The following is a 21,443-nucleotide window of genomic DNA, read 5'->3' on the forward strand; positions in this document are numbered from 1 at the left end:
ATTCGTTCCGTTATATATTCGCCACCGTCTATGGACGGGCCTATGAATGGGCGTCAAACCAAGCTTCTAGCCGATTCCCTGGTATTTCTTAACAATCCCCTGCATCGTCTCCCATTTTGTTTCCATATCCGCAACCAGCTTAAACTGTGTACGGCATCGGTCAAGATTATGTCCTTCCCTGTGAATCTTGAAATACCGATCCCCCTGGAGATAATCCGTAAGGAAACGCATACCGCACTCAAAGGTCATAACCTTTGCCCCCATCGGAAGCAATTCAATCTCTTTACTGGTCAGCCTTCCCGCACATCCTTCAATAAATCCCTTTGCATACAAGTCAAACAAGTCCATACTGCAAGATACCTTGGATAAATCTTTCTCATCCTCCGCCGCAGTGCTGGCGCCGAAACGGATAGAATCGCCGAAATCATTCATTGCAAGCCCTGGCATAACCGTATCCAGATCGATTACGCAGATTCCTTTTCCCGTCTTATTGTCAATCATGATATTATTCAGCTTCGTATCATTGTGGGTAACGCGAAGCGGCAGTTCTCCCTTATCCTGAAGCTCGGAGAAATAATTGGCAACATCTTCCCTATCCAGCACAAACTGAATCTCTTCTTTTACAGAAGCAGCTCTTCCCAATATATCCTCTTCCACTGCTTTCTTAAATACGCCAAACCTTGCACGCGTGTCATGAAATCCAACAATTGTCTCATTCAGCGTATCCGCCGGATAATCCGCCAGCATACACTGGAAATTACCGAATGCAACTGCGCTCTGGTAAAAATGCTCCGGCTTCTCTACCACATCATAACTGGTAGCATCCGTAATAAACTTATAAGAACGCCAATAGTCTCCATAAGAATCACGGTAATATGGCTTGCCATCATATGCAGGAATCACATTCAGCGTCTCCCGCTCCGGATCTCCGCCATTCTTAATGATCTGCTCCCTGAGATACGCCGTAACACCCATGACATTCTCCATCAGTTCCGTTGGCTGCTTAAATACATCTTTGTTCATCTTCTGCAAAATTACCTTGATGTTACCCATACCAGAAATCTGGAATGTCAGAAGATATGTGTCGTTAATATGCCCGTTTCCATAGGCGCAGCCTCTCATAAGTCTTCCGTTATACTGAAAATTTCCAATTACTTCTGCTATCTGAATTGGTGATGCTTCTCCCATTATACTTCCTCCCACAGGTGCTCCGGATAGAGCCCTTCTTCTTTCATTTTCTGAATTGCCGCTACAACCACCGGCTTATCCTCTTTATAAGTTACTCCATACCATTTATCCGCAGATTTAAGAACAGCCACAGTCGCACGTCCCTCTCCTAAAAGATCGCTCACAACCGCAGGAAGGAAATACTCACATTTCATCGGATTGCTCTTAATTCCCTGGTCCAAAAACGCAGGAAAACGGTCGCGGATCTCTTTCAAAATGCTGTGTGTGAATCCCCACATGTTCATGGAAACGGTGGTGTCACTGGCAACAGGCGTCCATGTCTCGCCGTCATCCTCCGTGAATGCAATCCCGCCGTCGCGCTTCTCAATCTTGGTTCTCTCGGTAATGCCGACCAGTTCGCCCTCCTTGTTCATCTCACAGATTCCCCGCGCCACATGTCCATTGTCCGTCACGGTGTTGGCAAGCAGGTAGCCCACCATCGTATAACGATACTTCTCATCATCCTGATGCGCCGCCAGATAGTTGTATATCAGCTCAAACGCTTCCCTTCCATAGTAATCGTCTGCATTGATTACTGCAAAGGGACCGTCAACCTGGTCGATACAGCTAAGCACCGCATGGGCCGTTCCCCATGGCTTCACACGGCCTTCCGGAACAGAGTATCCCTCCGGGATATTTCCAATCTCCTGAAATGCATAGGAAACCTCCATATATTTCTCTACACGGTCGCCAATCGCTTCTCTGAAATCGGCTTCATTTTCCCGCTTAATGATAAAGATTACTTTCTCAAAACCTGCCTTCCTGGCATCATACAGGGAAAAATCCATGATAATATGACCTTCGTCATCCACTGGGTCAATCTGCTTGAGACCTCCATAACGGCTCCCCATTCCTGCCGCCATGATTACTAATACCGGTTTATCCATTTTCTTACCTCCATAATTCTGATATCCGTATATTGATTGCTTCATCTGTATTTATTGTAGTACAACAAGGCCGGAAAATCTTTGTACTATATGATTCTTGATTTGCACAATCGTCATTTACGCTCTTTTCTTTTTCCGAAATATACGATAAAATATCTTATAGACTAAGTATACAGAGGTTAAGTTATGGGCTACAACGGAGTTATTTTAAAAAAATCAATATCAATCAACAAAATATACAGCATTCACTATTTTGAATATATGAGCAATTTTTCTTTTGAGGGAGAAACCCATGATTTCTGGGAGTTTATCTGCGTAGACAAAGGAGAAGTGAACGTAACCGCAGGCAGTGAGACTACCGTACTGAAACGGGGAGATATCGCATTTCACCAGCCAAATGAGTTTCACAGCGTACAGGCAACCGGAAAGATTGCCCCGAATCTGGTCGTAATTTCCTTCCACTGCGAAGACGAAGCCATGACATTTTTTCGCAAGAAGACGCTCAAAATCGACGAGACAGAGCGCAATATTCTTGCCAGCATCATTATTGAGGCAAGACGCTGTTTCGACTGCCGGCTGGACGACCCCTATCTCCAGAATATGCCGCGCAAAGAACCGGACATGTTCGGCGCCGAACAGTTAATCTGTCTCTATCTGGAACAGCTCTTAATCCACCTGGTCCGCCGCTACTCCAATCCCCTTGCCATTCCCAAGGAAATTGCGAAGGCCGCCCCCCTCAAGTCCACCAAGAGCAAGAGCGACGCCGAGATATTCAGCCGTGTGACCGACTATCTTGCCCTTAGGATTAACGCCGCCGTCTCCATCGAACAGATTTGCCGGGACAATCTGGTTGGGAGGTCACAGCTGCAGAAGATTTTCAAAGAACGGTGCGGCATGGGAATTATCGAATATTTTACCCTGCTGAAGATCAACGCTGCAAAAGAAATGATACGGACGGGACACCTGAACTTCACACAGATTTCTGAGCAGTTAGGGTATTCCTCCATCCACTATTTTTCACGGCAGTTTAAGAAATCAACCGGTATGACTCCCTCTGAATATGCCTTGTCAATCAAAGCAATGGCAGAGGGGAGCTTCTAAGCTCCCCTCCTTCACATTGTAATTGAATCAATTAAATCTCATACCAGATAATCTCATTTGCCTGCATGTCAAGTTCAAAACTTGACCCGTCGCCCTTATACACCGTTGTACTCTGAGGCTCATAAGTATTATTCACCACGCAGTACTTCCCGTTCTTAATATAAGCATGAACCTCCACGTTATAATTACTGGAAAACCATTGCTTCAATTCATCTTCCGCACCAGAAGCCCACAAAATCGCCCGATACAAAAGCCTGCTGTTCTCGAAACTGTACGGAAGCCCGCTGATATACACGCCGCGCCCTTTGCCGAAGGTATTCGCCGCAAGCTGTACTTCCTTATCCCGCTGGCAGATTACGGTTGTCCCGTCCAATGCGAAGATATTCTTCTTGCCCTCGCCAAAGTCAATCCGCCCCTTACAGTCCTCGGTAATAAAATGGGCATGCTCGTCCCAGTTATACTTATCCACATTCAGCGTAAATCCCGTCTCTTCCTCCACGCCAAGGACTCCCGACAACTGGAAGAATCTTCCCTGCCACTGGTACGCCGCCGGTTCACCGACTCCGATGAAACCGCCTCCTTGATGTACAAACCGCTTCACAGCCGTCAGGATTCTTTCATCCTTCCAATTCTCTCCGCCCGTGTACGCAGTATATGCGTCCCCAACATTCAGGATTACATCTATATCATCCAGCACAGCCGGGTTCGTCCGGATATCGTCAAAACTAATGAACTTCACGTCAAAGGGCGCGCCGCTCAACGCCTCAATAATCCCCGCATAAGAATAATTCTGCTTATAATACAAAGCATGATGGACCATATGGTTGCCCCATGCCCGCATGCGTCCCCAACTGTTCAGAACCGCTACCTTCTTGACGCAGTGAGGCGTCGTCCCCTTGATATTCTCGTACAGGACACGGAATTCCTGACAGACCTCCTCCACATAATCGATAAACTCCGGGAACTCCATGGCCAGCTTCAGATACCCGCCGTAGCCAATCCGGTCAATCGGCTTGCGCAGGATTGCGCGTCTCGCCGTCACCCAATTCACCTTCGCCTCTTTCACCGGATCGCCTCCCTCATGGAACGTATCCGGGAAGAAATAAGGCAGGAAACGCCCTTCCGTGTATTTAACCCCTTCAATATCACTGATCAGCCTAAGGGTGGCCCCATTGCCCACACTTCCGACCACCGCGTCCAGCCCGATACTCTTGAATTCATCCATAAACGGCTCCATGCCAATCCAGTGATCCCCAAGGAACATCATCGCTTCTTTCCCGCACTCATGGGTGATATCCACCATCTCTTTCGCCAGTTTCGCAACTTCCCTTCTCTGGAAATTCTGGAAATCACGGAACTCTTTCGACGGCACGCGGTAGGTATTATTCATATATCCCTGGTCAATGATATACTCCGGACGGAACGGGTATCCCACTTCCCGCTCGAACTGCTCTAAAATATAGGGGCTTACGGAAGCAGAGTATCCGTACCAGTCCACATACTTTTCACGGGCAAACTCGTCAAAAATCAGGGTAAACTGATGGAAAAACGTGGTGTAACGGATTACGTCAATATGCGGGTTCGCCGCAATATATTTCCGCAGACGCTCCATGGAGAACTCTCTCGTCTTAGGCTGACGTACATCGAAGGTAATCTGCTTCTCCACACCCTTCCAGTCGTTCGTTACCGCATTGTACATATGCACCGGGTCCCACATAATATAGGCAAGGAAACTCACCGTATAATCATGGAACGCCTTCGCGCCCGTAATCACCACGTCGCCGGCTTCCTCTTCATAATACCACTCTTCTTCCTGGATAAGCTCTCCCTCTCTGCCTCCGCAGCAAGCTCCTTGCGCAGGCACCACATCCCCAGTGGTACGGTCAATGACTTCCCACCATTTCTTAATGTTGTCTCTGGAATTCACGGCAAGCATATCCGGATATAGATGGTTCATCAAATGAATCCGCAGATTCTCCTCCGTGGCATTGTAGAACGGAGTCATGATATACATCTGCTGGATCTCTTCCGGGTGCGCCTTCGCCCACTCATTGTCTTTCCTGGTCGTATAGTACGTGGAATAAACCTTCGCATCCACATTCCTCAATTCTTCCGGGTACTCCGTCCCGTCACAGTCCCGGATTGCGTCCGCCCCCCAGCGTCTCACAAGCTCAAGAGTCTCCGGAACTACATCTACATCCGTCGGGATTGTAACCCGACCTCTCAAACGATCGCTCATATTTTTCTCCTCATACGATTGGACGACAGTCCGTCCGCCCCCATCTCCAAATTACTGTGGAATCTTAGACAGAGCGGCTGCATCCGCTACAATGGTCACATCATTATGCATCTGAAGAATAGACGCCGGAACAGACGGCGTTACCGGCCCAAAGAATGCCTTCGCCACAATATCCGCCTTATCTTCCCCGCTTACGACAACCAGAACCTTCTTCGCCCGCATAATCGTACCGATTCCCATGGTATACGCCTGCTTAGGCACATCATCCGCAGAAGCAAAAAATCTCTTATTCGCCTCAATCGTGCTCTCCTGCAAGTCTACACAGTGCGTCTCCTTGTCAAATGCATCCGCCGGCTCATTGAAACCGATATGCCCGTTGTGCCCCAGCCCTAAAAGCTGCAGATCAACCCCGCCGAGAGAGCGGATTACTTCCTCATACTCCGCACACTCTTTCACACTGTCTTCCTTCGTCCCATCCGGCAGATGTGTATTCTCCGAATCAATATTCACCTTGTCAAAAAGATGTTCATGCATGAAATAATAATAACTCTGATCATTGGTGCGTGGAAGTCCCTTATACTCGTCCAGATTCACAGACTTCACGGCAGAAAAATCCAGATCCCCCGCCTTATACTTCTCAACCAGCTGTTCATAAGTACCAATCGGCGTTGACCCCGTCGCCAGCCCCAGAACACAATCCGGTTTCATGATCACCTGCGCCGCAATCACATTTGCCGCCTTCCTGCTCATCTCATTGTAGTCTGCTGCTTTGTAAATCTTCATCGAAATACCTCCTGATCATCTTTTTATCTTTATATCTACCCTCTGCCGAGGGAAATATACACCATAATATACCTGCCTTTTACACACTCCTTCCAAGGTGTGCGTTCAGACGCTTTCTCCGCCAGCAATCACTGCCTCCCCAAAGTACTCCGGCATATGAAAACTTGGAATTTCTGAGCGGATAGGAAAACATGCCGCGTAATGTTCAATCTCCTTCGACTCGGATATTTTATAAAAATTACAGGTAAACCTGCTTCCCCGTTTCATATCCAAAGTCCCATAGACCTCATCCAACACCCACAGCGGTATATGCATCTGAAAACTCCACTGCCCCTCTTCTACTGCGGCAGCGCATCCAAATGCGTCCAGCTCTTCCCTGTTAAATTGTGTCCGAAATGCCCGCCCGCTCCCATATTCCGCCAGCAGCGCACCGTTGGCATTCACCTCGAAATTCAGGTAAACCGCCGACCCGCGGCCTTCCCGCTCCGGCTCAAACTGAAAAAAAGCCTCCATCGCACTGTCCCGGTAGACCGGGTCCAGAACATTCTCATAGGTACGGAGAGGTTCTTCCTCCTCGCATACCATTTTCAGATAAAACCCCTCCTTTGGGACAAATCCCAGATATCCATACGTCTTTGGAATAGATTTCGTCCCCCACAGAAGCTCTTCCACAAAAAACGGTTCCACCTCTTCCAGCTCCAGCTGACTCCCAATCACTTCAACTACCATAAATAATCCTTTCGTATACCATCCTGCCATTCTCCTGCGGGCAGTCCGTTTCCCCAATACGGAAATGCCCGGATAACTTAGCGAACTCCACACACATACACATTTCTTGCCGCCTATCGTAATCCCTATACATAATGTACCAAAAAAAGGGTGGGAAAGCAAGGTTATGTATATGCAAATATACAATAATACAAGAAAAATCAACAATTATATCCGGCACATTCCTCTCCATATCCATACCGCTAAAAAGGCTGCCGAACAGCCAATATCCATCAGCTAGTACGACAGCCTATTATACTCATATCTATGAACGATTACTCCTGCACATACGGCATCAAAGCAATATGACGCGCTCTCTTGATTGCTACTGTAAGAGCCCTCTGGTGCTTTGCACAGTTACCGGTAATCCTTCTCGGGAGAATCTTCCCTCTCTCAGAGATATACTTCCTTAACTTCGCTACATCCTTGTAGTCAATCTCGTTATTCTCCTTGCCGCAGAATACACATACTTTCTTTCTTCTGCGTCCGCCGCCTCTTCTCTTGAAGCCGCCTTCCGGACGATTGCCTTTATCGTAAGCCATGATATTCCTCTCCTTTCAATCCCTAGTTAAACGGTAATTCTTCATCGATTCCATCTGGAATATTCATGAAGCCGTCACCCGCATCCGATACAGGAGCCGGAGCTGGCGCCGGTGAGGGAGCCTGACGGTAACTTCCGGCGTTGGCGTCGCTCACAGCCTTGCTCTCGGCAAATTCCTGCTCTTCAACCACAACCTCCGTCGTATAGACCTTCACGCCGTCCTTGTTCGTATAACTTCCCGTCTGAATACGTCCGGTGATTACGACTTTAAGACCCTGACGGTAAAACCTCTCGGCATGCTCTGCCGCCTTCCCAAATGCCACGCAGTTGATAAAGTCGGCAGTCGCTTCCCCGTCCCTCTTAAATCTGCGGTCAACGGCAAGCGTATATCTCGCAATCGCCAATGAGTTCTCTCCCTGAGAGTATCTCACTTCCGGATCTCTTGTTAAGCGTCCCATCAAAATTACTTTATTCATATAATTACCTCTACTTCCTGCTTATGCTTCCTGTCTAACGCACAAATACCGGATTACGTTGTCCATAATGCGGATTCTCTGTTCAATCTCGCCCGGAACATCAGCTTCGGCATCGAAGTGGATGAAATAGTAGTATGCTTCTCTCATCTTCTGAATCTCGTAAGCTAACCTTCTCTTACCCCATTCATCGACATCGGAGATCTGGCCGCCGAAGCGCTCTACTAACGCCTTTACCTTCTCGACTACCTGTGCTCTCTCGTCATCTTCGATCTTTGCACTGACAACAACAGCTAATTCATACTTGTTCATGTCGTCTCTGCACCTCCTTCTGGTCTTTTGGCCCCCGTCCCTTTACGGGAGCAAGGATATCTGCCGTCTCAAACCGGCAGATTCATTGTATCACGGATTACTATGATATCATAATCCACGGCTTGTTTCAAGCCTTTTTCCGCAAATCCTTCGTGTTTTTTTCGACAAGCTTACGGGCAATCATAATCTGATGCCCGCAGCCAAGGCATTTGAGGCGGAAATCCGCCCCCACCCGTAAGATCTCCCACTCCTTGCTTCCGCAGGGATGCTGTTTCTTGAGCGTCACGATATCACCGACTTCGTATACATAATCATTTCTCATCCCTTTACTCCCTCACCTTCACGCCCCGGACTACAAACCGATGGTCATTATTCGCACTTGTACAGGTAGACAGGGTAACGATGGTGTCGCCTGTCGTCACCTCGATTCCCGTGTCATACATTGCAACTTCTTTCGTCATGTTCAGGAACTTCTGGTAATCGTCATTAGTCGGGAAATCTGTCAGATACGTATCCGACGTATCCAGCACCTCTCCCACAGAATAGATATGGTAAACCAATTCCTGTCCGTCCGGCGTGTAGATGTAAAAATACGGATTCGCCTCCCAGAACGCCTTGTCTTTATAATCCTCCAAATGGCGGAACATAGAGCCGTCGTTCATATAATGCCCGTACAGGATGGAATTCTCATCCAGGAAATTCGCATTGTTATCCACATTCAGGAAAATGGTCCCCAGCGTATTCTCATTTGCAGAAAACGTCTTGTGGAGATATTCGTCATTATCCTTTCCCTGCACCACCGGGTAATTAATGACTTTGGGTTCGGGGTCGAACCTTAACCATGCGATGGTGTCCGGATTCAGCGCGCGCAGCTCGTCAAAATTCACCTGGAATCTGGGGCCGTCTTTCGTATCCTCTGAAATCGCAAGTTCCCGGATTTTTTCATACTCGCTTCTGCCGTCATAGTAACCCTTACCGATACGGAACAACTGGAAAGCGGATACGCAGAATACGGCAACCGCCACCACCAGAATAATATTCGTCAGAAGGCTATTCTTCTGTTTCTTCTTTCTTCTGCGTCCTCCACGTCTGCCTCCAGGCCTTGTCTCACCGCCGCCGCCCTCTTCTTCACGAGGCGGCCGCCGGTGATGAATACTCTTTCCGTCCGCCCCCCTCTGGCTTATACTTTTTCCGTCCGCACCCCTCTGGCTTATGCTCTTTCCATCCGTGCTCCTTTGGCTTGCGTTCTTTCCGCCGTCCGGTCTTCTGCTGCGGATTTTCCCGCCGTCTGCGTCCCTTTGGCCTGCGCTTTCCCGGCCCGCACTGCCGCTTCTTCTAACGCTCCTGCCGCCTGTGCCGTCCGAACTTCTGCTTCGGATGCTCTTCCCGTCAGACGCCCTTTCCGTACCGCTTTGGCGGCTGATACTTTTGCCGTCCGGCCTTCTGCTTCCTGCGCTTCTGCTGCCTTTATTCTTAATTTCTTCCATACCTCGCTCCTCTATATTAAAATCTCCTGCCGCCTCACTTCTGCTCCATAATCTCCACAATCGTCTTCTCCGTCCCGGTCATCCCCGGGGAGGCAATCATCCCCATATGCCGCATGGTATCCTCCGGCGTTCTCCCATTGATTCCGTGGATTCCATCAATACACACGCCTTCCATCGCCATATAGACGGCACGGAATGCCGCATCCACAGCAACAATTCCTTTCATGGTACAGCCATGGTTTCCGCCGTCACAGATCATCCCTGTCAGCCCGCTTGCCATATTCTGAATCACCCTGCCCATCGTCTCCTCATCTGCACCTTTCATAAATGCAAGCCCGCAGGCCATTCCTGTTCCTGCCGCAATCCCACAGCCACAGAATGCCGACAGCCTTCCCGAGTATTCCTTGATATACATGGTAATCAGGTAACTAAGCGCCGCCGCCCTCAACAGACGCGTCTCATCCCCTTCACTTCCTTCTGCACGAAACTGGGCCATCAGCGGCATCGTCGCAATAATTCCATGGGCCCCGCTCCCGGTAATGCTCATTGCCGGCCGTGAAAGCCCAAGCACCCTGGCCTCAATCGCCCCGTTGCACAATAACTGCGCCGTTTTTAGCACATTATCTGAAATGACCTTGCCGCCGTTCTCTCCCAATAAAAGTTTCGTTATCACTGCCCGTTCGGATGCCATTCCTTCCTCCAAAAGTTCCATATTCATCGAAAAAGCTTCTCTGATAAAAGAAATCTCCTCCTTTGGAACCTCCCGGACATATTCCATAATTTCATGCAGCGAGTATTGATGTACCACAGGAATCTCACCGTCTCCACTGGCATCACCGCCCCCATTATCCATTTGGCGCAAATATGCTTCATCCGCATAGATCTGTACGCCATTCTTCTCTATGGAGACAATATGCGTATGGCTGTCCCGGATATGTACGGTACAAATGTCCTGTTCCGTCTGGACCGTTGCGTCTATCGTAATCTCAGAGCCGATATGATCCAGAACCGCCTCCACCATGCCACTCTCCACCATCGCCGCCGCTTTTGCATCATCCTCAGGCGTGATATCCCTCAGGGATTCCAGCCCCTTCTCGGCGTCTGCCGCAGCCGCGCCTAACGCCGCCGCATACAGATTCCCGAAATTCGACGAATTCGGTATTCCGCAGGTATAAGCATTCTTGTACATCCCTGAGTTCAAAGCCACCCGCACCTTCCTGACCTCGCCCTGCACATGCGCCCTGGCGCTGGCGACCGCAAACGCAATCGCCCCCGGCTCCGTGACGCCAAGAGCCGGCCTCATATCTTCTTTTATCAATCTGGTCAATTCATTCATTTTCTGTATTCTCCCCTGTCCGGACGAATCTTCAAAACAATATCATCTCTCATCTAATAGCATATTATATCACGAACCTGCCTTCTATGAAAGCATTTAAAAAAACAGGATTAAAAACTTTATATATTTTTAATCGGCAATTTATTGACTTTCCCTCTATACAGCGTATGATGGAACATATATTTAGGAGGTTGATATACGTGAAAGAAAAATTTATCCGATTTATGTACGGCCGTTACGGTATGGATTCTCTGGGAAAATTTACGATTATCGCCGGGCTTATCGCCATGATTCTTGCCGGCTGGAACAACAACCTGATCCTTTCCCTTGTGTCCTGGGCATGCATCATTTACACTTACTTCCGTATGTTTTCCAGAAACGTCTACAAACGTTCTTCGGAAAACCAGTGGTATCTGAATAAGACTTACAAGCTGCGGACTGCTTTTTACAAACAGAAAAACCTGATGGCGCAGCGCAAGACCCACCATATTTATAAGTGTCCTGCCTGCCGCCAGAAAATCCGCATTCCCCGGGGCAAGGGACGGATTGAAATCCGGTGTCCGAAATGCAGCGCAACATTTATTAAGAACAGTTAAAGACGAGGTTTCTAATGTTTGGATATATTGCAATCAACAAGGCAGAGATGAAATTCAAAGATTATGAGATGTACCACTCTTACTACTGCGGTCTTTGCAAATGCCTGAAAGAGCGTTACGGCATCCGCGGGCAGGTGACGCTGTCCTTCGACATGACATTTTTAATCGTCCTCCTGACCGGTCTTTACGAGCCTTTGGAAGAGAAGGAAGTGGTGAACTGTATTGCGCACCCTCTGGAAAAACATATTGCCCGGACGAATGAATTTACAGAGTACGCCGCTGCCGTCAACCTCATTTTGTCCTACTATAAATGCAAAGATGACTGGGAGGACGACCACAAGCGTAAGAGCTATATCGCGGCAAAACTTCTTACTCCTAAGATGAAGGACATCTGCCGGCAGTATCCTTCCAAGGTCGCCGCCGTTTCTTCCAATCTAAGACGTCTTTCTGTCCTGGAGCGGGAAAATGAACAGAACATTGACCTGGTGGCAGGGCTTTTCGGCAATATCATGGCAGAGCTATTCGCATACCGTAAGGATGAATGGGAAGCGTCCCTTAGGAAGATCGGTTTCTTTCTAGGCAAATTCATTTACCTGATGGATGCCTTTACGGATGTGGCCGAGGATATCCGAACCCATAATTACAATCCTTTCAAGGATGCATACCAAAATGATTCCCAATTTTCAGAAAACTGCCGGAAAGTGATGACACTGATGATGGCGGAATGTTCCCGTGAATTTGAAAAACTGCCAATCCTCTTGCATACTGACATTCTTCGTAATATACTATATTCTGGTGTCTGGCAGCGTTACACAGACAATACTAATTCAGATTCAGGAGAAGAAAAATGACAGATCCATACGGCGTTCTTGGCATCCCACAGAGCGCATCTGACGAAGAGATAAAGAAAGCATACCGCACCCTGAGCCGGAAATATCATCCGGATGCGAATATCAACAATCCCAACAAAGACCAGGCGGAAGCCCGCTTCAAAGAGGTACAGCAGGCTTATCAGCAGATTATGCAGGAACGGGAATATCAGGATTCCGGTTCTTACGGCGGTTTCGGGAATTTCCGTGGTTTTAACGCACAGTACCAGCAGGCGGCGTCCGGCGGCGAGACGGAAGAAGACCTCCACATGAAAGCTGCTTCAAACTTTATTAACAGCCGCCATTATCAGGAGGCGCTGAACCTTCTGAACAGTATCCGCGGGCGGAACGCCCGTTGGTATTATTACAGCGCCCTTGCCAACTCCGGCGCCGGGAACAATGCGATTGCCTTCCAACATGCACAGGAAGCCCTCCGCCTTGAACCCGATAACCTGCAATATCAGTTTCTTGTCCGTCGTTTCGAGAGCGGCGGAACATGGTATCAGCAGCAGCAAGGGTCTTATCAGACTACGTTTATGGGCGGAGGAGACTGGTGTACGAAGCTGTGCATCGCAAACATTATCTGCAATATGTGCTGCGGCAGTGGTTTCTGCTGTGGAGGAGGCGGAATACCCGGCGGATATATATAACGTTCAAGAAAGGAGGCGTCATCCATGCTGGAATATCTCGTATTATATCAAAGCGAGTCTGGGAATACGAAGAAGATAGCTGCAACCATCTTTTCCCACCTTCCCGGGACTTCCAAGGATTTAATCGACATTATGACGGACAAGCGGATTCCGGAAGCCCATATTTATTTCATAGGGTTCTGTGTGCATCAAGGTTCATGCAGCATGGCAGTCAGCGATTTTCTGAACGATTTGAGCGGAAAACGGATTGCCTTGTTCGGGACATGCGGCATGGGCAACTCCCCGGAATATTACAGTGCGATTGAACACAGCGCAAATGTGTGGATTGAGTCTGACAATGAATATCTGGGAGCATTTATCTGCCAGGGCAAGATGCCTCAGCGTGTGCGCCAAAAATACGAGGCTATCAGGACGAAAGAGAATGCCGCGCAGATTAATTTGTGCCTGCGGAATTTCGACGAGGCGCTGACCCACCCCGACAGCCTTGATTTGGAACATGCAAAAGTATTTGTGGAAAAGATATTGAAGAAAATAGAGGCAGAGGAATTTTAGTTCCTCTGCCTTATTCATGTAACAGATAAGCCCCCTATATGGGAAGTTCCAGATAGATGTCTTTTCCTTCTTTGATGGAAATGACTACCTTGCCGCTCTTAACCGTTGTCACCGCGCCCTGCACGTTCATCTCGACTGCCGCGGCTTTAGCTTCCTTTTCCCCTTCTGCCGGCTCCTCTGGCGCACTCTCAGATGCGTCCTTGAACCCCTCCACATTGTCAACGGTCAGTGGACAGAGTGAATCGCTGGTCTTCGTAAGTTTTGCCCCCAATACCTGTCCGATTGTCAGGCATCCGTCAAGGTTCAATAATCCGGAATCCACCAGTTCATCGAAGATTGCCGGATCTTCCAGATTCGCTGCCTCGATGGTGATTCCTCCTTCTGCCCTGCAGCACAGGACTGCCGGGTCGTTCGCATGGGCTTTCGCGGTTTCCGCTGTAATAGACATTGTGATTACCTCCTCTTTCTGTTGTAGATACTGATTTAAGTATATCTGTCCTGGGCTGTGAATTCCAATCACTTTTTCTCATGTATAGGAGGTAATTATTGATATTTTCTATTCGTTTGGTTCGGCTTCCAGTTCTTCCGTTGGTATGCCGAGAATCTGAAGCTCTACCTTTGCGGCTCTCTTCTGGAAATTAAATTCTTCCTTTCCATACCTTTCAATCCTTAAAAGATTCATGTACTTATCAATAGCTACTTTCTTTTGCTCGTTTTCATTCATCTGTTCCGTTACCTCCATTGTATTATTCTCCTTTCATTCAGATTTACTTGCCACATCAGCTAATCCTCTATCAAATCATGCTCTACCAGTTTTGCCTTGCCGCTTTTAAGCTCTGATATCTAGATATTTCATATTACTTTCTGAATAAAATGGGTCTGCATTTATCTCAAATGGTATTCGTTTTTCTCTGCTGACTTTCGTAGCAAACATATTTCTTTGTTAAATAAAGTATATGTTTTCGTAAAGCATTTGTCAACGTCTTGCTTTATACAATATCATACTATGCAAATACACATAAATATAACAGATTCAAAAAACAGAGGAGCTTAAAGCTCCTCTGTTTTTTACCGCATTGTCCTGCGCTTCACACTATATCCAATGCCTGCAACTCCCAACATCATAAAGAGAACATAGAGCATCATTGTATTTGCGTCGCCAGTCTTAGGCGCTGTGGATTTTTTCGGGAAAGAGCCTGACTCAGTATTCTCACCCGTTGTTCCGCCTTCTGTCTTTTTCACTTCTTTCCAGCCCAAAGCGATTGGCGACAGGCTAGTTACCTTAAACTGAATTGCATCACCCTTTACTGCAGCCGGATATTCGATATCTCCTGGCTTATACCCATTCATTTCCTCGGTAAACATATGCACTACCTCGAAATCGTGAGTATCTTTTCCGGTTCCTTCCGGGTATGACATGGTAACAGTAATTCCACCCTTAGGGAAATTATCCTTATCTACCTTAACCCAGTTTCCGTTTTCATCCTTAACCTTCAGGACTACGTCGTAAACTTCAAAGCTATTGCTTCCGTTCGGCAGCTTCTTCTGAATCTCATTCTCCATCTTTCCTTCAATCTTTGACGGAGTGTTTAATCCAATCTGAGCCAATGTTTCCGGAACTACGGAGATTCCGTTCTCAAATTCCAGCCTGTACTCTACCTCAGCCGTTGATTCCGGTACATTCGGCTGTACGCTTACCGCATTGATTCTTCCGGTAAGAACCGGTAATGCTGCGGGCATTGTGTAATTATCAATCTTGGTTCCGGTAAGAACTGCTACATAATTCGGGTCTTCCCATGCAAGTGTTACCTTCTGCTCGCCTGGCGTAGTCGCCCCATAGGTTCCGACTAACTTGCTCTCTGGCATAAACCGTACGTCGGCTGCGTCGGCCGGAAGAATACCGGCTACCCGTAACTCTCCGTAAAGAGTCGCATTGTTGCCGCCATTCAGGCTCTGCTCGCTGTCTACTGCCTCTAAACCGCTGACATCCCATGTCAACGCCTTCTTAGCAACCGTCACAACGCCGCTGCAAACGACCTGATCCTTAAATTCCTTGCCGCCCACGGTTCCGTTGTATAATACACGGAATGCCTGTCCTTCTCCTGCCAGCGGCATACCGCTGACGTCAAGCGTAAAATGGCTTGCGTCGTTGTCGCTCTCGTCACCGACTTTTGCCGTAATCTTCGCAATCTTCACAATGTCAGCCCATGTATCGCCGTATGTCGGGTTCTGCTTAACTGTTACTGCGTTATCAAGAGTAGCCTGTGCATCGCCTACGACAAATTCAATATCTCTGACCGTAAATTTGATAGTACCTTGTCTGCCAATATAGTTTCCGCTGCCCGGAACAAACGTATAGCCAATCTCTCCGGTGTCGCCTACGACCAGCTTCGCAAGCTCAGCCACTACCTCGTCATATTTCATACCGGTAACATTGTTGTAGGTATAAGCAACAGAACCAGAAATTACTTCATCATTCATTCCGGTAAATACAGGCTCCGTAAACTTTCCGATTTCGGCTACGACGTTCTGCTCAGCCACTGCGCTGACCATGTACTTATCTGTCGGCTTAATCGTAAGGACGCTGCCTAAAGCGAATGTAATCTCATAATTCGGATTGGACTCCGGCAATGTTCCTACATTGATCGCATATCCGCCCTCTTTCACGTTTTCACCTGCTTCACGCCCTAATGCACCCGCAAGAGTTTCACCCGCAACCAGAGGTGTACTGCTGTCAACAATAACCTTAAACTCCGGATCATCCTGACCGTACTCTTTCTCGGCTGACTGAGTTGTAATCGTAATCGGTTTACGTTTTACATTGACTTCTACCGTAAATGCTTGTACCGCATATGTTTCTAAATCAGTTGGTACGAATAGAGCCTTCAATGTATTTTTCCCGGCAGCTCCATAGGAATCACCCTCAATCGCCCAGCCAACCTTACCGGCAACCGGATTCCCATTCTTATCTGCCGCCGTTACGGCCGCTAATAACTCATTGCTTACTTTATCGCCATATGTAACGCTGATAGCCGGCGCGGTAATCGTAAGCTTTTCTTTCTGGATGTAATTTGTCTCTGACAGAGTCAGGACATCCTTGCCAAACAGACTCCACTGATCATCATCATAGATGAAATTAATATCTTCGCCCCAAATATTAAATGTGTAGCTTCCATCTGTATTCGCTTTTGTTCCTGCCAAAAACAGTTCGCCACCAGAACCAATTGTACCTTCGTCACTGTTCGTCACGTCAACCAGATAATTCTTACCCTCTAATGTAACAATATTCCACATATGGCCGCCGGCGCCGGTTCCGCCGCCCATCTCTCCGCATATAGTATAACAAACTGCGTCTTTGAAGGTTGACATATCACACAAATATTGGAATGCCTTTGCATAGCCTTCACATACAACGTTCGTTGTCGGATCGCCGTCAAACACCCAGACCATCTGCCATGGATTGCCGTAAGGCATATAAGCGTCTTCAGCCGCCTCGTCGTAGTAAGATACCAGATCACAAATCTCTTGACAATATGCGGCAAGTTTCTCATAGTCTGATTTTCCTTCATGTTTTGTTACAATAGCTTTTGCATTATCAGCCGCCTTTTTCACACCGCCGACTTTTGCAGCATCAACCGTGAACATATCTGCCGCACGATACTCTGACGCAACTACAAACTGGAATGACAACCGGCTGATGCTATAGGTTTCTCCCCGCTGAACAAAATCATAACTGAATTGATAACCTATGGTCTTATCAAACCAGTATAATTCATAGGGGCAATCCATCAACAGATAAGATATCACAGGATCTACAGCTTCTAAAATCTTATCTCCCGCAATATCTGCAGCCACCTTAAAATCAGATCCCAGCTCGGCCGTAGTCCATGTCATAGCATACGGCACGGCAATATCTTTCGTAGACGTTCTCGTTCCTGCCGCCACTTCTTCAATGACCTTCTTCAACTCTGTATATGCAGTTTTCAGTTTCGGGTCTGTCAGCTTGTCCGCGCCGACATTTCCAAGCGTCGCAATTCCATCGTTGAAACCTTCGTAGAAAAGCTGCTCTACGTAACCCGCAAATAATTCGTCACTATCCGGAAGATCTTCATCCAGATTCTTCACCTCTACGGTGAATTCCTGACTTCTCTCCGCCGGGCCTGCATCATCCTGATTCTCTCCGCCACCCGGCTCGGTTCCCTGTCCGTCTGGCGCACCCGGTGTACCCGGTGTCCCCGGCTCGGTTCCCGGCTCATCCGGCGTGTCCTGCTCGGTTCCCTGACCACTCGGATCATTCGTCCCTGCGACCGTAGCCCCGCTGCTGTCTGTATCATCCTCCGCAAGCGACGTCAGAACAGGCAAATTCACTGAACCTCCAATCACCACAAGGGATAACGCCACAGCCAGTAACCGCTTTAGCTGTTTTTTCCGCTCCTTCATGTTTTTCACTCCTTGATCTTGAATCATTTATGTTATTTCCTCACCATTCTATCACAGATTCCTATTTAAAAAAAGTATTTTTTAAATAATTCTTTTCCCTAAATATTCTCCGTATACCTGCACGCCGGATACCCGCTGCATCCCCAGAATTCTCCAAATTTTCCGCTGCGTTTCTTTAGAAACTGCCCGCATCTGGGACAGACCTTCATATTCGCCGTAACCGCCGGATTCGCCAATTCTTCTCCCAGCTTCTCAAACACCTTCTGGTTCATGCTGCAGTCTGCAAGGGCACGATGCGCCCCGTCTGTGGAAATATGATAATGCGACGCCAAATCCACCAGCTTATAATGGGATAGCTGGGGTAGACATTGTCTGGCAAGGGATAATGTGTCTATGTAGTCATTTGCAATCGTCCTTCCCCAGTAATACTCTGCATCCCTCCAGATAAATTTCATGTCAAAGGTATGGATATTATGCCCTACCAAAAATCCTTCGCCAACAAATGCATCAAAATCCGCCAGCGCCTTCTTAAACACAGGCGCGTCTTTTACCATGTCGTCATAGATGTGATTCACCTCCGACGCCCGAAAAGGAATAGGTCTTTCCGGGTTTACCAGGGTGGAAAAGGTATCCACAACCTTGCCTTTCTCCACTTTAATTGCGGAAATCTCGACTACCGCGTCGCTTGCCCAGCTAGTCCCTGTCGTTTCCAAGTCAAAGACAACATAATCTCCAACGTATTTATCGATTTTTCTTCCTCTTTTATCTCCAAGCATATTCTTTCTCCCTTGTATTTTCTCATTTCCTACCTTATACAACTGCCTCAACTAACACCTTATCTCCCGCCGCAATCTCACGGACGCCAATCTGTTTCTTCTTATTGAAATTAAAACTGAGCATATATCCTTTATTTATGTGATAATCATCCAAGTATCTGACGAGCTGTTCCTCACCGCGCATATGGTATTCATTTCCTCTCCATATTTTCATCTCAATCACAAACTGCTCCCCACGGTAATCTACAATCACATCCGTCCGCCCCATGCTTCTTGTCCTTGATTCAATATAGTAATTCCCTGTTCCGTTAATAATTGGGCGGAGATAAAGCAGAAAATATTTTCTCCCCTCATCCTCAACAAATGACTCATCACAATCCTGATACAATTCATGGAAATGCACCACGAATTTTTCAAGAACCCTTTTCATATCCAAACGCCCGTCCACCACAAACAGATTTTTTTCTTGTTTGGACAGCCTGCATATATCCAACCCTTCGATTTCTGAATTAGAGAGGTAATAATTATAAAGCCTTGTCTCAAAAATGCGGTTTGCAATCGCCACCATTCCCTGTCTATTTTTTACAAATCCAAACATAGCGGCGTCACGGATTGCCAGATTATCGGAATTATATCCCGTATTCTCTCCCGAAAACAAAAGAGAGCTCAGTATACGGTTCAATTCAGGATAGTCTGCCAATTTCCCGGTCAATGAATCAAACAAAGTATTTTCTTCTGTCACAATCAGGCGTACAGCCTCGTAAAACCCGTCTCGCGTCCATGCCGCCTTCTTTCCCGGGAATGAATCTTTCTTTGCAACCTTCTCATCAATCAGTTTACACAGTCTGGACACCAGATAAGGATATCCGGACGTATAATCATACAGCAGAGCCGCCGTCTCCTCAATATTCATTCCCACGCCATAGTCGTCCTCATATTCCCGGAGCATCCCGGCAATCCCCTCGCTTGAAAGGCTCATATTTACATCAAAATCTGCCGCAATATTCCACGGGCTGTTAAGCTTGTGTTCCTCCAGCGGCCGGATTTTTCGCCTAAGCGTCCTGACATCATAAACCCCGGCTAGGATAACTGACTGAAATACAGTAAGAGCCTTCAATTCCCTGTCCAGATAACCATTCCTAAGCTGCGACAAAAAATCCAGAAACACTTGGTTATTCGACGCACTGTCTACTTCATCAATCATCAAAACTACAGGCTTGTCCAGACTGCCGCAAAACTGCCACAATATTTCAAACATCCGCATTAGATTAAAATTGCCGTCTTTCTTCTGTATGGATAACTCTTCCAGTTGTTGCCTTCCCTCTGCCGTTTCCGGGAGGATTCTGTTGATTTCACTGGCAAATGCCGCCGCAAACGCATAGCAAAATTTCCATTCATTTTCAAAACACGACTGGCTGAACCTCTGAAAATCTATGCTTACAACCAGAATTTCCTTAGAAAGCTGCTTGGCCAACGCCGCCAGAGTCGTGGTCTTCCCATACTGTCTCGCACAGTTTATTGTAAAATACGCGCCATCATCGACCAACTCGCGAATCTGCTCCAGACGTTCTTTTAAATCTACCATATAATGCTTTTCCGGGATACACGGCCCTGTCGTATTAAATCGTTTCATATCTTAAACTCATCCTTCCCCACAACAGCATAGATCTCTTTTCCCATCTTCTCTTCAAAATGCTGTTTCAGCCTTATATTATTATCCCATTTTTCCTGAGGATAATATCCGTAACGCTGCTTTACGTCATTCATGCGTTCCTCAATATCCAACACACTTTCCGAACCTGCCAAAGCATCGCATAACTGAATCAGCCTGTCATATTCATCCGGTACAATCGTCTGCAGAGCATCCCTGATTATCCCCAGCTCTTCCTCTGTCGTATCGAATCTTCCGATATACCCATCCGTAGTCTGGTCATGAAAGGAATGAGTCAGGCAAACTCGGGCAACTTCGTCATATCCCAGAGACATCATGTATGAATAACCGTCTGACACATGTCCCAGATGCCTTACGCCAAACCTCCTGCCAATATCATGCAGTAAACCTAATATATATGCCTTGTCGGAATTAAGCTCCACACACTCCTTCCCAATCTTTTCCGCACAATGGGCAGCTATGCGGCTATGGTTTCCCCATGGACCCGGATTACATTGTTCCGCTTCTTTGAGCAGCGTTTCGGCATTTTCTCTTGTCGGCAGCATACCATACCTCCCCTCCCATCCTTTTCCTTCAATTATGCTTAAATCCACTTTCTCTTTTCAATTAATATAGCAGAAACCTCCCCTACAATCAATCTAATGCATCTCATAATTTATTAGAAAAATCAAGTTGAAGCAAATGACTTTTCTCATAACTTATGATATAATTTTTTACAGAGACGCTGAAAGGTT

Annotated in this window: 21 protein-coding genes and 1 pseudogene; 5 read left to right on the plus strand and 17 right to left on the minus strand. The window is 47.3% G+C overall.

All coding sequences use genetic code 11. From position 1 onward, the window contains the following. Window positions 1–66: 66 nt before the first annotated feature. Entirely contained in the window at window positions 67–1,188 is a 1,122-nt protein-coding gene (locus AC6I3O_RS23265) for a phosphotransferase enzyme family protein (RefSeq protein ID WP_497852901.1), read from the minus strand. Further along, a complete protein-coding gene (locus AC6I3O_RS23270) occupies window positions 1,188–2,114 on the minus strand; it encodes a nucleotidyltransferase family protein (protein ID WP_497852902.1) in 927 nt (308 codons plus the stop codon). Before AC6I3O_RS23270 ends, AC6I3O_RS23265 begins: the two co-directional genes overlap by 1 nt. A 186-nt stretch (window positions 2,115–2,300) precedes the next feature. Here AC6I3O_RS23270 and AC6I3O_RS23275 point away from each other — a divergent pair, with 186 nt between their 5' ends. Beyond that, window positions 2,301–3,215, plus strand: coding sequence for a helix-turn-helix domain-containing protein (locus tag AC6I3O_RS23275; RefSeq protein WP_497852903.1), 915 nt, complete (start codon window positions 2,301–2,303; stop codon window positions 3,213–3,215). A gap of 31 nt (window positions 3,216–3,246) precedes the next feature. On the opposite strand, the gene gnpA is transcribed toward AC6I3O_RS23275, so the two are convergent. The 9 genes from gnpA to AC6I3O_RS23320 form a co-directional block, all read right to left on the minus strand. Continuing rightward, window positions 3,247–5,454 carry a 1,3-beta-galactosyl-N-acetylhexosamine phosphorylase gene (gnpA, locus tag AC6I3O_RS23280; protein ID WP_497852904.1) on the minus strand — a complete coding sequence of 736 codons (2,208 nt, stop codon included), beginning with the start codon at window positions 5,452–5,454 and terminating at the stop codon, window positions 3,247–3,249. A gap of 51 nt (window positions 5,455–5,505) precedes the next feature. Further along, entirely contained in the window at window positions 5,506–6,237 is a 732-nt protein-coding gene (gene nagB, locus AC6I3O_RS23285) for a glucosamine-6-phosphate deaminase (protein WP_497852905.1), read from the minus strand. A 105-nt stretch (window positions 6,238–6,342) separates the two neighbouring features. Continuing rightward, window positions 6,343–7,059 carry a carbohydrate-binding family 9-like protein gene (locus AC6I3O_RS23290; RefSeq protein WP_497852906.1) on the minus strand — a complete coding sequence of 239 codons (717 nt, stop codon included), beginning with the start codon at window positions 7,057–7,059 and terminating at the stop codon, window positions 6,343–6,345. Between the two features lie 221 nt (window positions 7,060–7,280). Then, a complete protein-coding gene (rpsR, locus tag AC6I3O_RS23295) occupies window positions 7,281–7,547 on the minus strand; it encodes a 30S ribosomal protein S18 (protein WP_016221384.1) in 267 nt (88 codons plus the stop codon). A gap of 22 nt (window positions 7,548–7,569) precedes the next feature. Continuing rightward, the gene (locus AC6I3O_RS23300; RefSeq protein ID WP_497852907.1) at window positions 7,570–8,022 is read right to left on the minus strand and encodes a single-stranded DNA-binding protein; all 453 of its coding nucleotides are present in this window, start codon (window positions 8,020–8,022) and stop codon (window positions 7,570–7,572) included. A gap of 21 nt (window positions 8,023–8,043) precedes the next feature. Then, on the minus strand, window positions 8,044–8,331 hold the full coding sequence (gene rpsF / locus AC6I3O_RS23305) for a 30S ribosomal protein S6 (RefSeq protein WP_334637955.1): 288 nt from the start codon (window positions 8,329–8,331) through the stop codon (window positions 8,044–8,046). Between the two features lie 127 nt (window positions 8,332–8,458). Beyond that, window positions 8,459–8,653 (minus strand): DUF951 domain-containing protein, encoded by a 195-nt coding sequence (locus AC6I3O_RS23310; RefSeq protein WP_497852908.1) that lies wholly within the window; start codon window positions 8,651–8,653, stop codon window positions 8,459–8,461. A 4-nt stretch (window positions 8,654–8,657) separates the two neighbouring features. Further along, window positions 8,658–9,878: a class B sortase gene (gene srtB, locus AC6I3O_RS23315; protein ID WP_497852909.1), complete on the minus strand. Its 1,221-nt coding sequence runs from the start codon at window positions 9,876–9,878 to the stop codon at window positions 8,658–8,660. Beyond that, entirely contained in the window at window positions 9,853–11,154 is a 1,302-nt protein-coding gene (locus AC6I3O_RS23320) for an L-cysteine desulfidase family protein (protein WP_497852910.1), read from the minus strand. The genes srtB and AC6I3O_RS23320 overlap by 26 nt, the downstream gene beginning before the upstream one ends. Window positions 11,155–11,354: 200 nt before the next feature. Between AC6I3O_RS23320 and AC6I3O_RS23325 the strand changes: the two genes are divergently transcribed. From AC6I3O_RS23325 to bilS, 4 genes are read left to right on the plus strand one after another with little or no spacing between them, the layout of a single operon-like run. Then, window positions 11,355–11,750 (plus strand): zinc ribbon domain-containing protein, encoded by a 396-nt coding sequence (locus tag AC6I3O_RS23325; RefSeq protein WP_497852911.1) that lies wholly within the window; start codon window positions 11,355–11,357, stop codon window positions 11,748–11,750. 14 nt (window positions 11,751–11,764) lie between these two features. Beyond that, window positions 11,765–12,601: a DUF5685 family protein gene (locus AC6I3O_RS23330; protein WP_497852912.1), complete on the plus strand. Its 837-nt coding sequence runs from the start codon at window positions 11,765–11,767 to the stop codon at window positions 12,599–12,601. Next, window positions 12,598–13,269: a J domain-containing protein gene (locus tag AC6I3O_RS23335; protein WP_497852913.1), complete on the plus strand. Its 672-nt coding sequence runs from the start codon at window positions 12,598–12,600 to the stop codon at window positions 13,267–13,269. The genes AC6I3O_RS23330 and AC6I3O_RS23335 overlap by 4 nt, the downstream gene beginning before the upstream one ends. Window positions 13,270–13,293: 24 nt before the next feature. Continuing rightward, entirely contained in the window at window positions 13,294–13,821 is a 528-nt protein-coding gene (bilS, locus tag AC6I3O_RS23340; protein WP_497852914.1) for a flavodoxin family protein BilS, read from the plus strand. Between the two features lie 153 nt (window positions 13,822–13,974). On the opposite strand, the pseudogene AC6I3O_RS23345 reads toward bilS, so the two are convergent. The 6 genes and pseudogenes from AC6I3O_RS23345 to AC6I3O_RS23370 all read right to left on the minus strand — a co-directional run. Next, a pseudogene (locus AC6I3O_RS23345) lies at window positions 13,975–14,269 on the minus strand (sugar transporter); the annotation flags it as partial. A 108-nt stretch (window positions 14,270–14,377) separates the two neighbouring features. Then, window positions 14,378–14,563, minus strand: coding sequence for a hypothetical protein (locus tag AC6I3O_RS23350; RefSeq protein ID WP_497852915.1), 186 nt, complete (start codon window positions 14,561–14,563; stop codon window positions 14,378–14,380). A 326-nt stretch (window positions 14,564–14,889) separates the two neighbouring features. Beyond that, a complete protein-coding gene (locus AC6I3O_RS23355) occupies window positions 14,890–18,261 on the minus strand; it encodes an MBG domain-containing protein (RefSeq protein ID WP_497852916.1) in 3,372 nt (1,123 codons plus the stop codon). 98 nt (window positions 18,262–18,359) lie between these two features. Beyond that, window positions 18,360–19,037, minus strand: a complete 678-nt coding sequence (locus tag AC6I3O_RS23360) for a 3'-5' exonuclease (RefSeq protein ID WP_497852917.1) — start codon at window positions 19,035–19,037, stop codon at window positions 18,360–18,362. A 34-nt stretch (window positions 19,038–19,071) separates the two neighbouring features. After that, window positions 19,072–20,670, minus strand: a complete 1,599-nt coding sequence (locus AC6I3O_RS23365; protein WP_497852918.1) for an AAA-like domain-containing protein — start codon at window positions 20,668–20,670, stop codon at window positions 19,072–19,074. Next, window positions 20,667–21,254, minus strand: coding sequence for an HD domain-containing protein (locus AC6I3O_RS23370; protein ID WP_497852919.1), 588 nt, complete (start codon window positions 21,252–21,254; stop codon window positions 20,667–20,669). The genes AC6I3O_RS23365 and AC6I3O_RS23370 overlap by 4 nt, the downstream gene beginning before the upstream one ends. Window positions 21,255–21,443: the final 189 nt, after the last annotated feature.

The organism is Sporofaciens sp. St.21A7 (genome assembly GCF_059728535.1).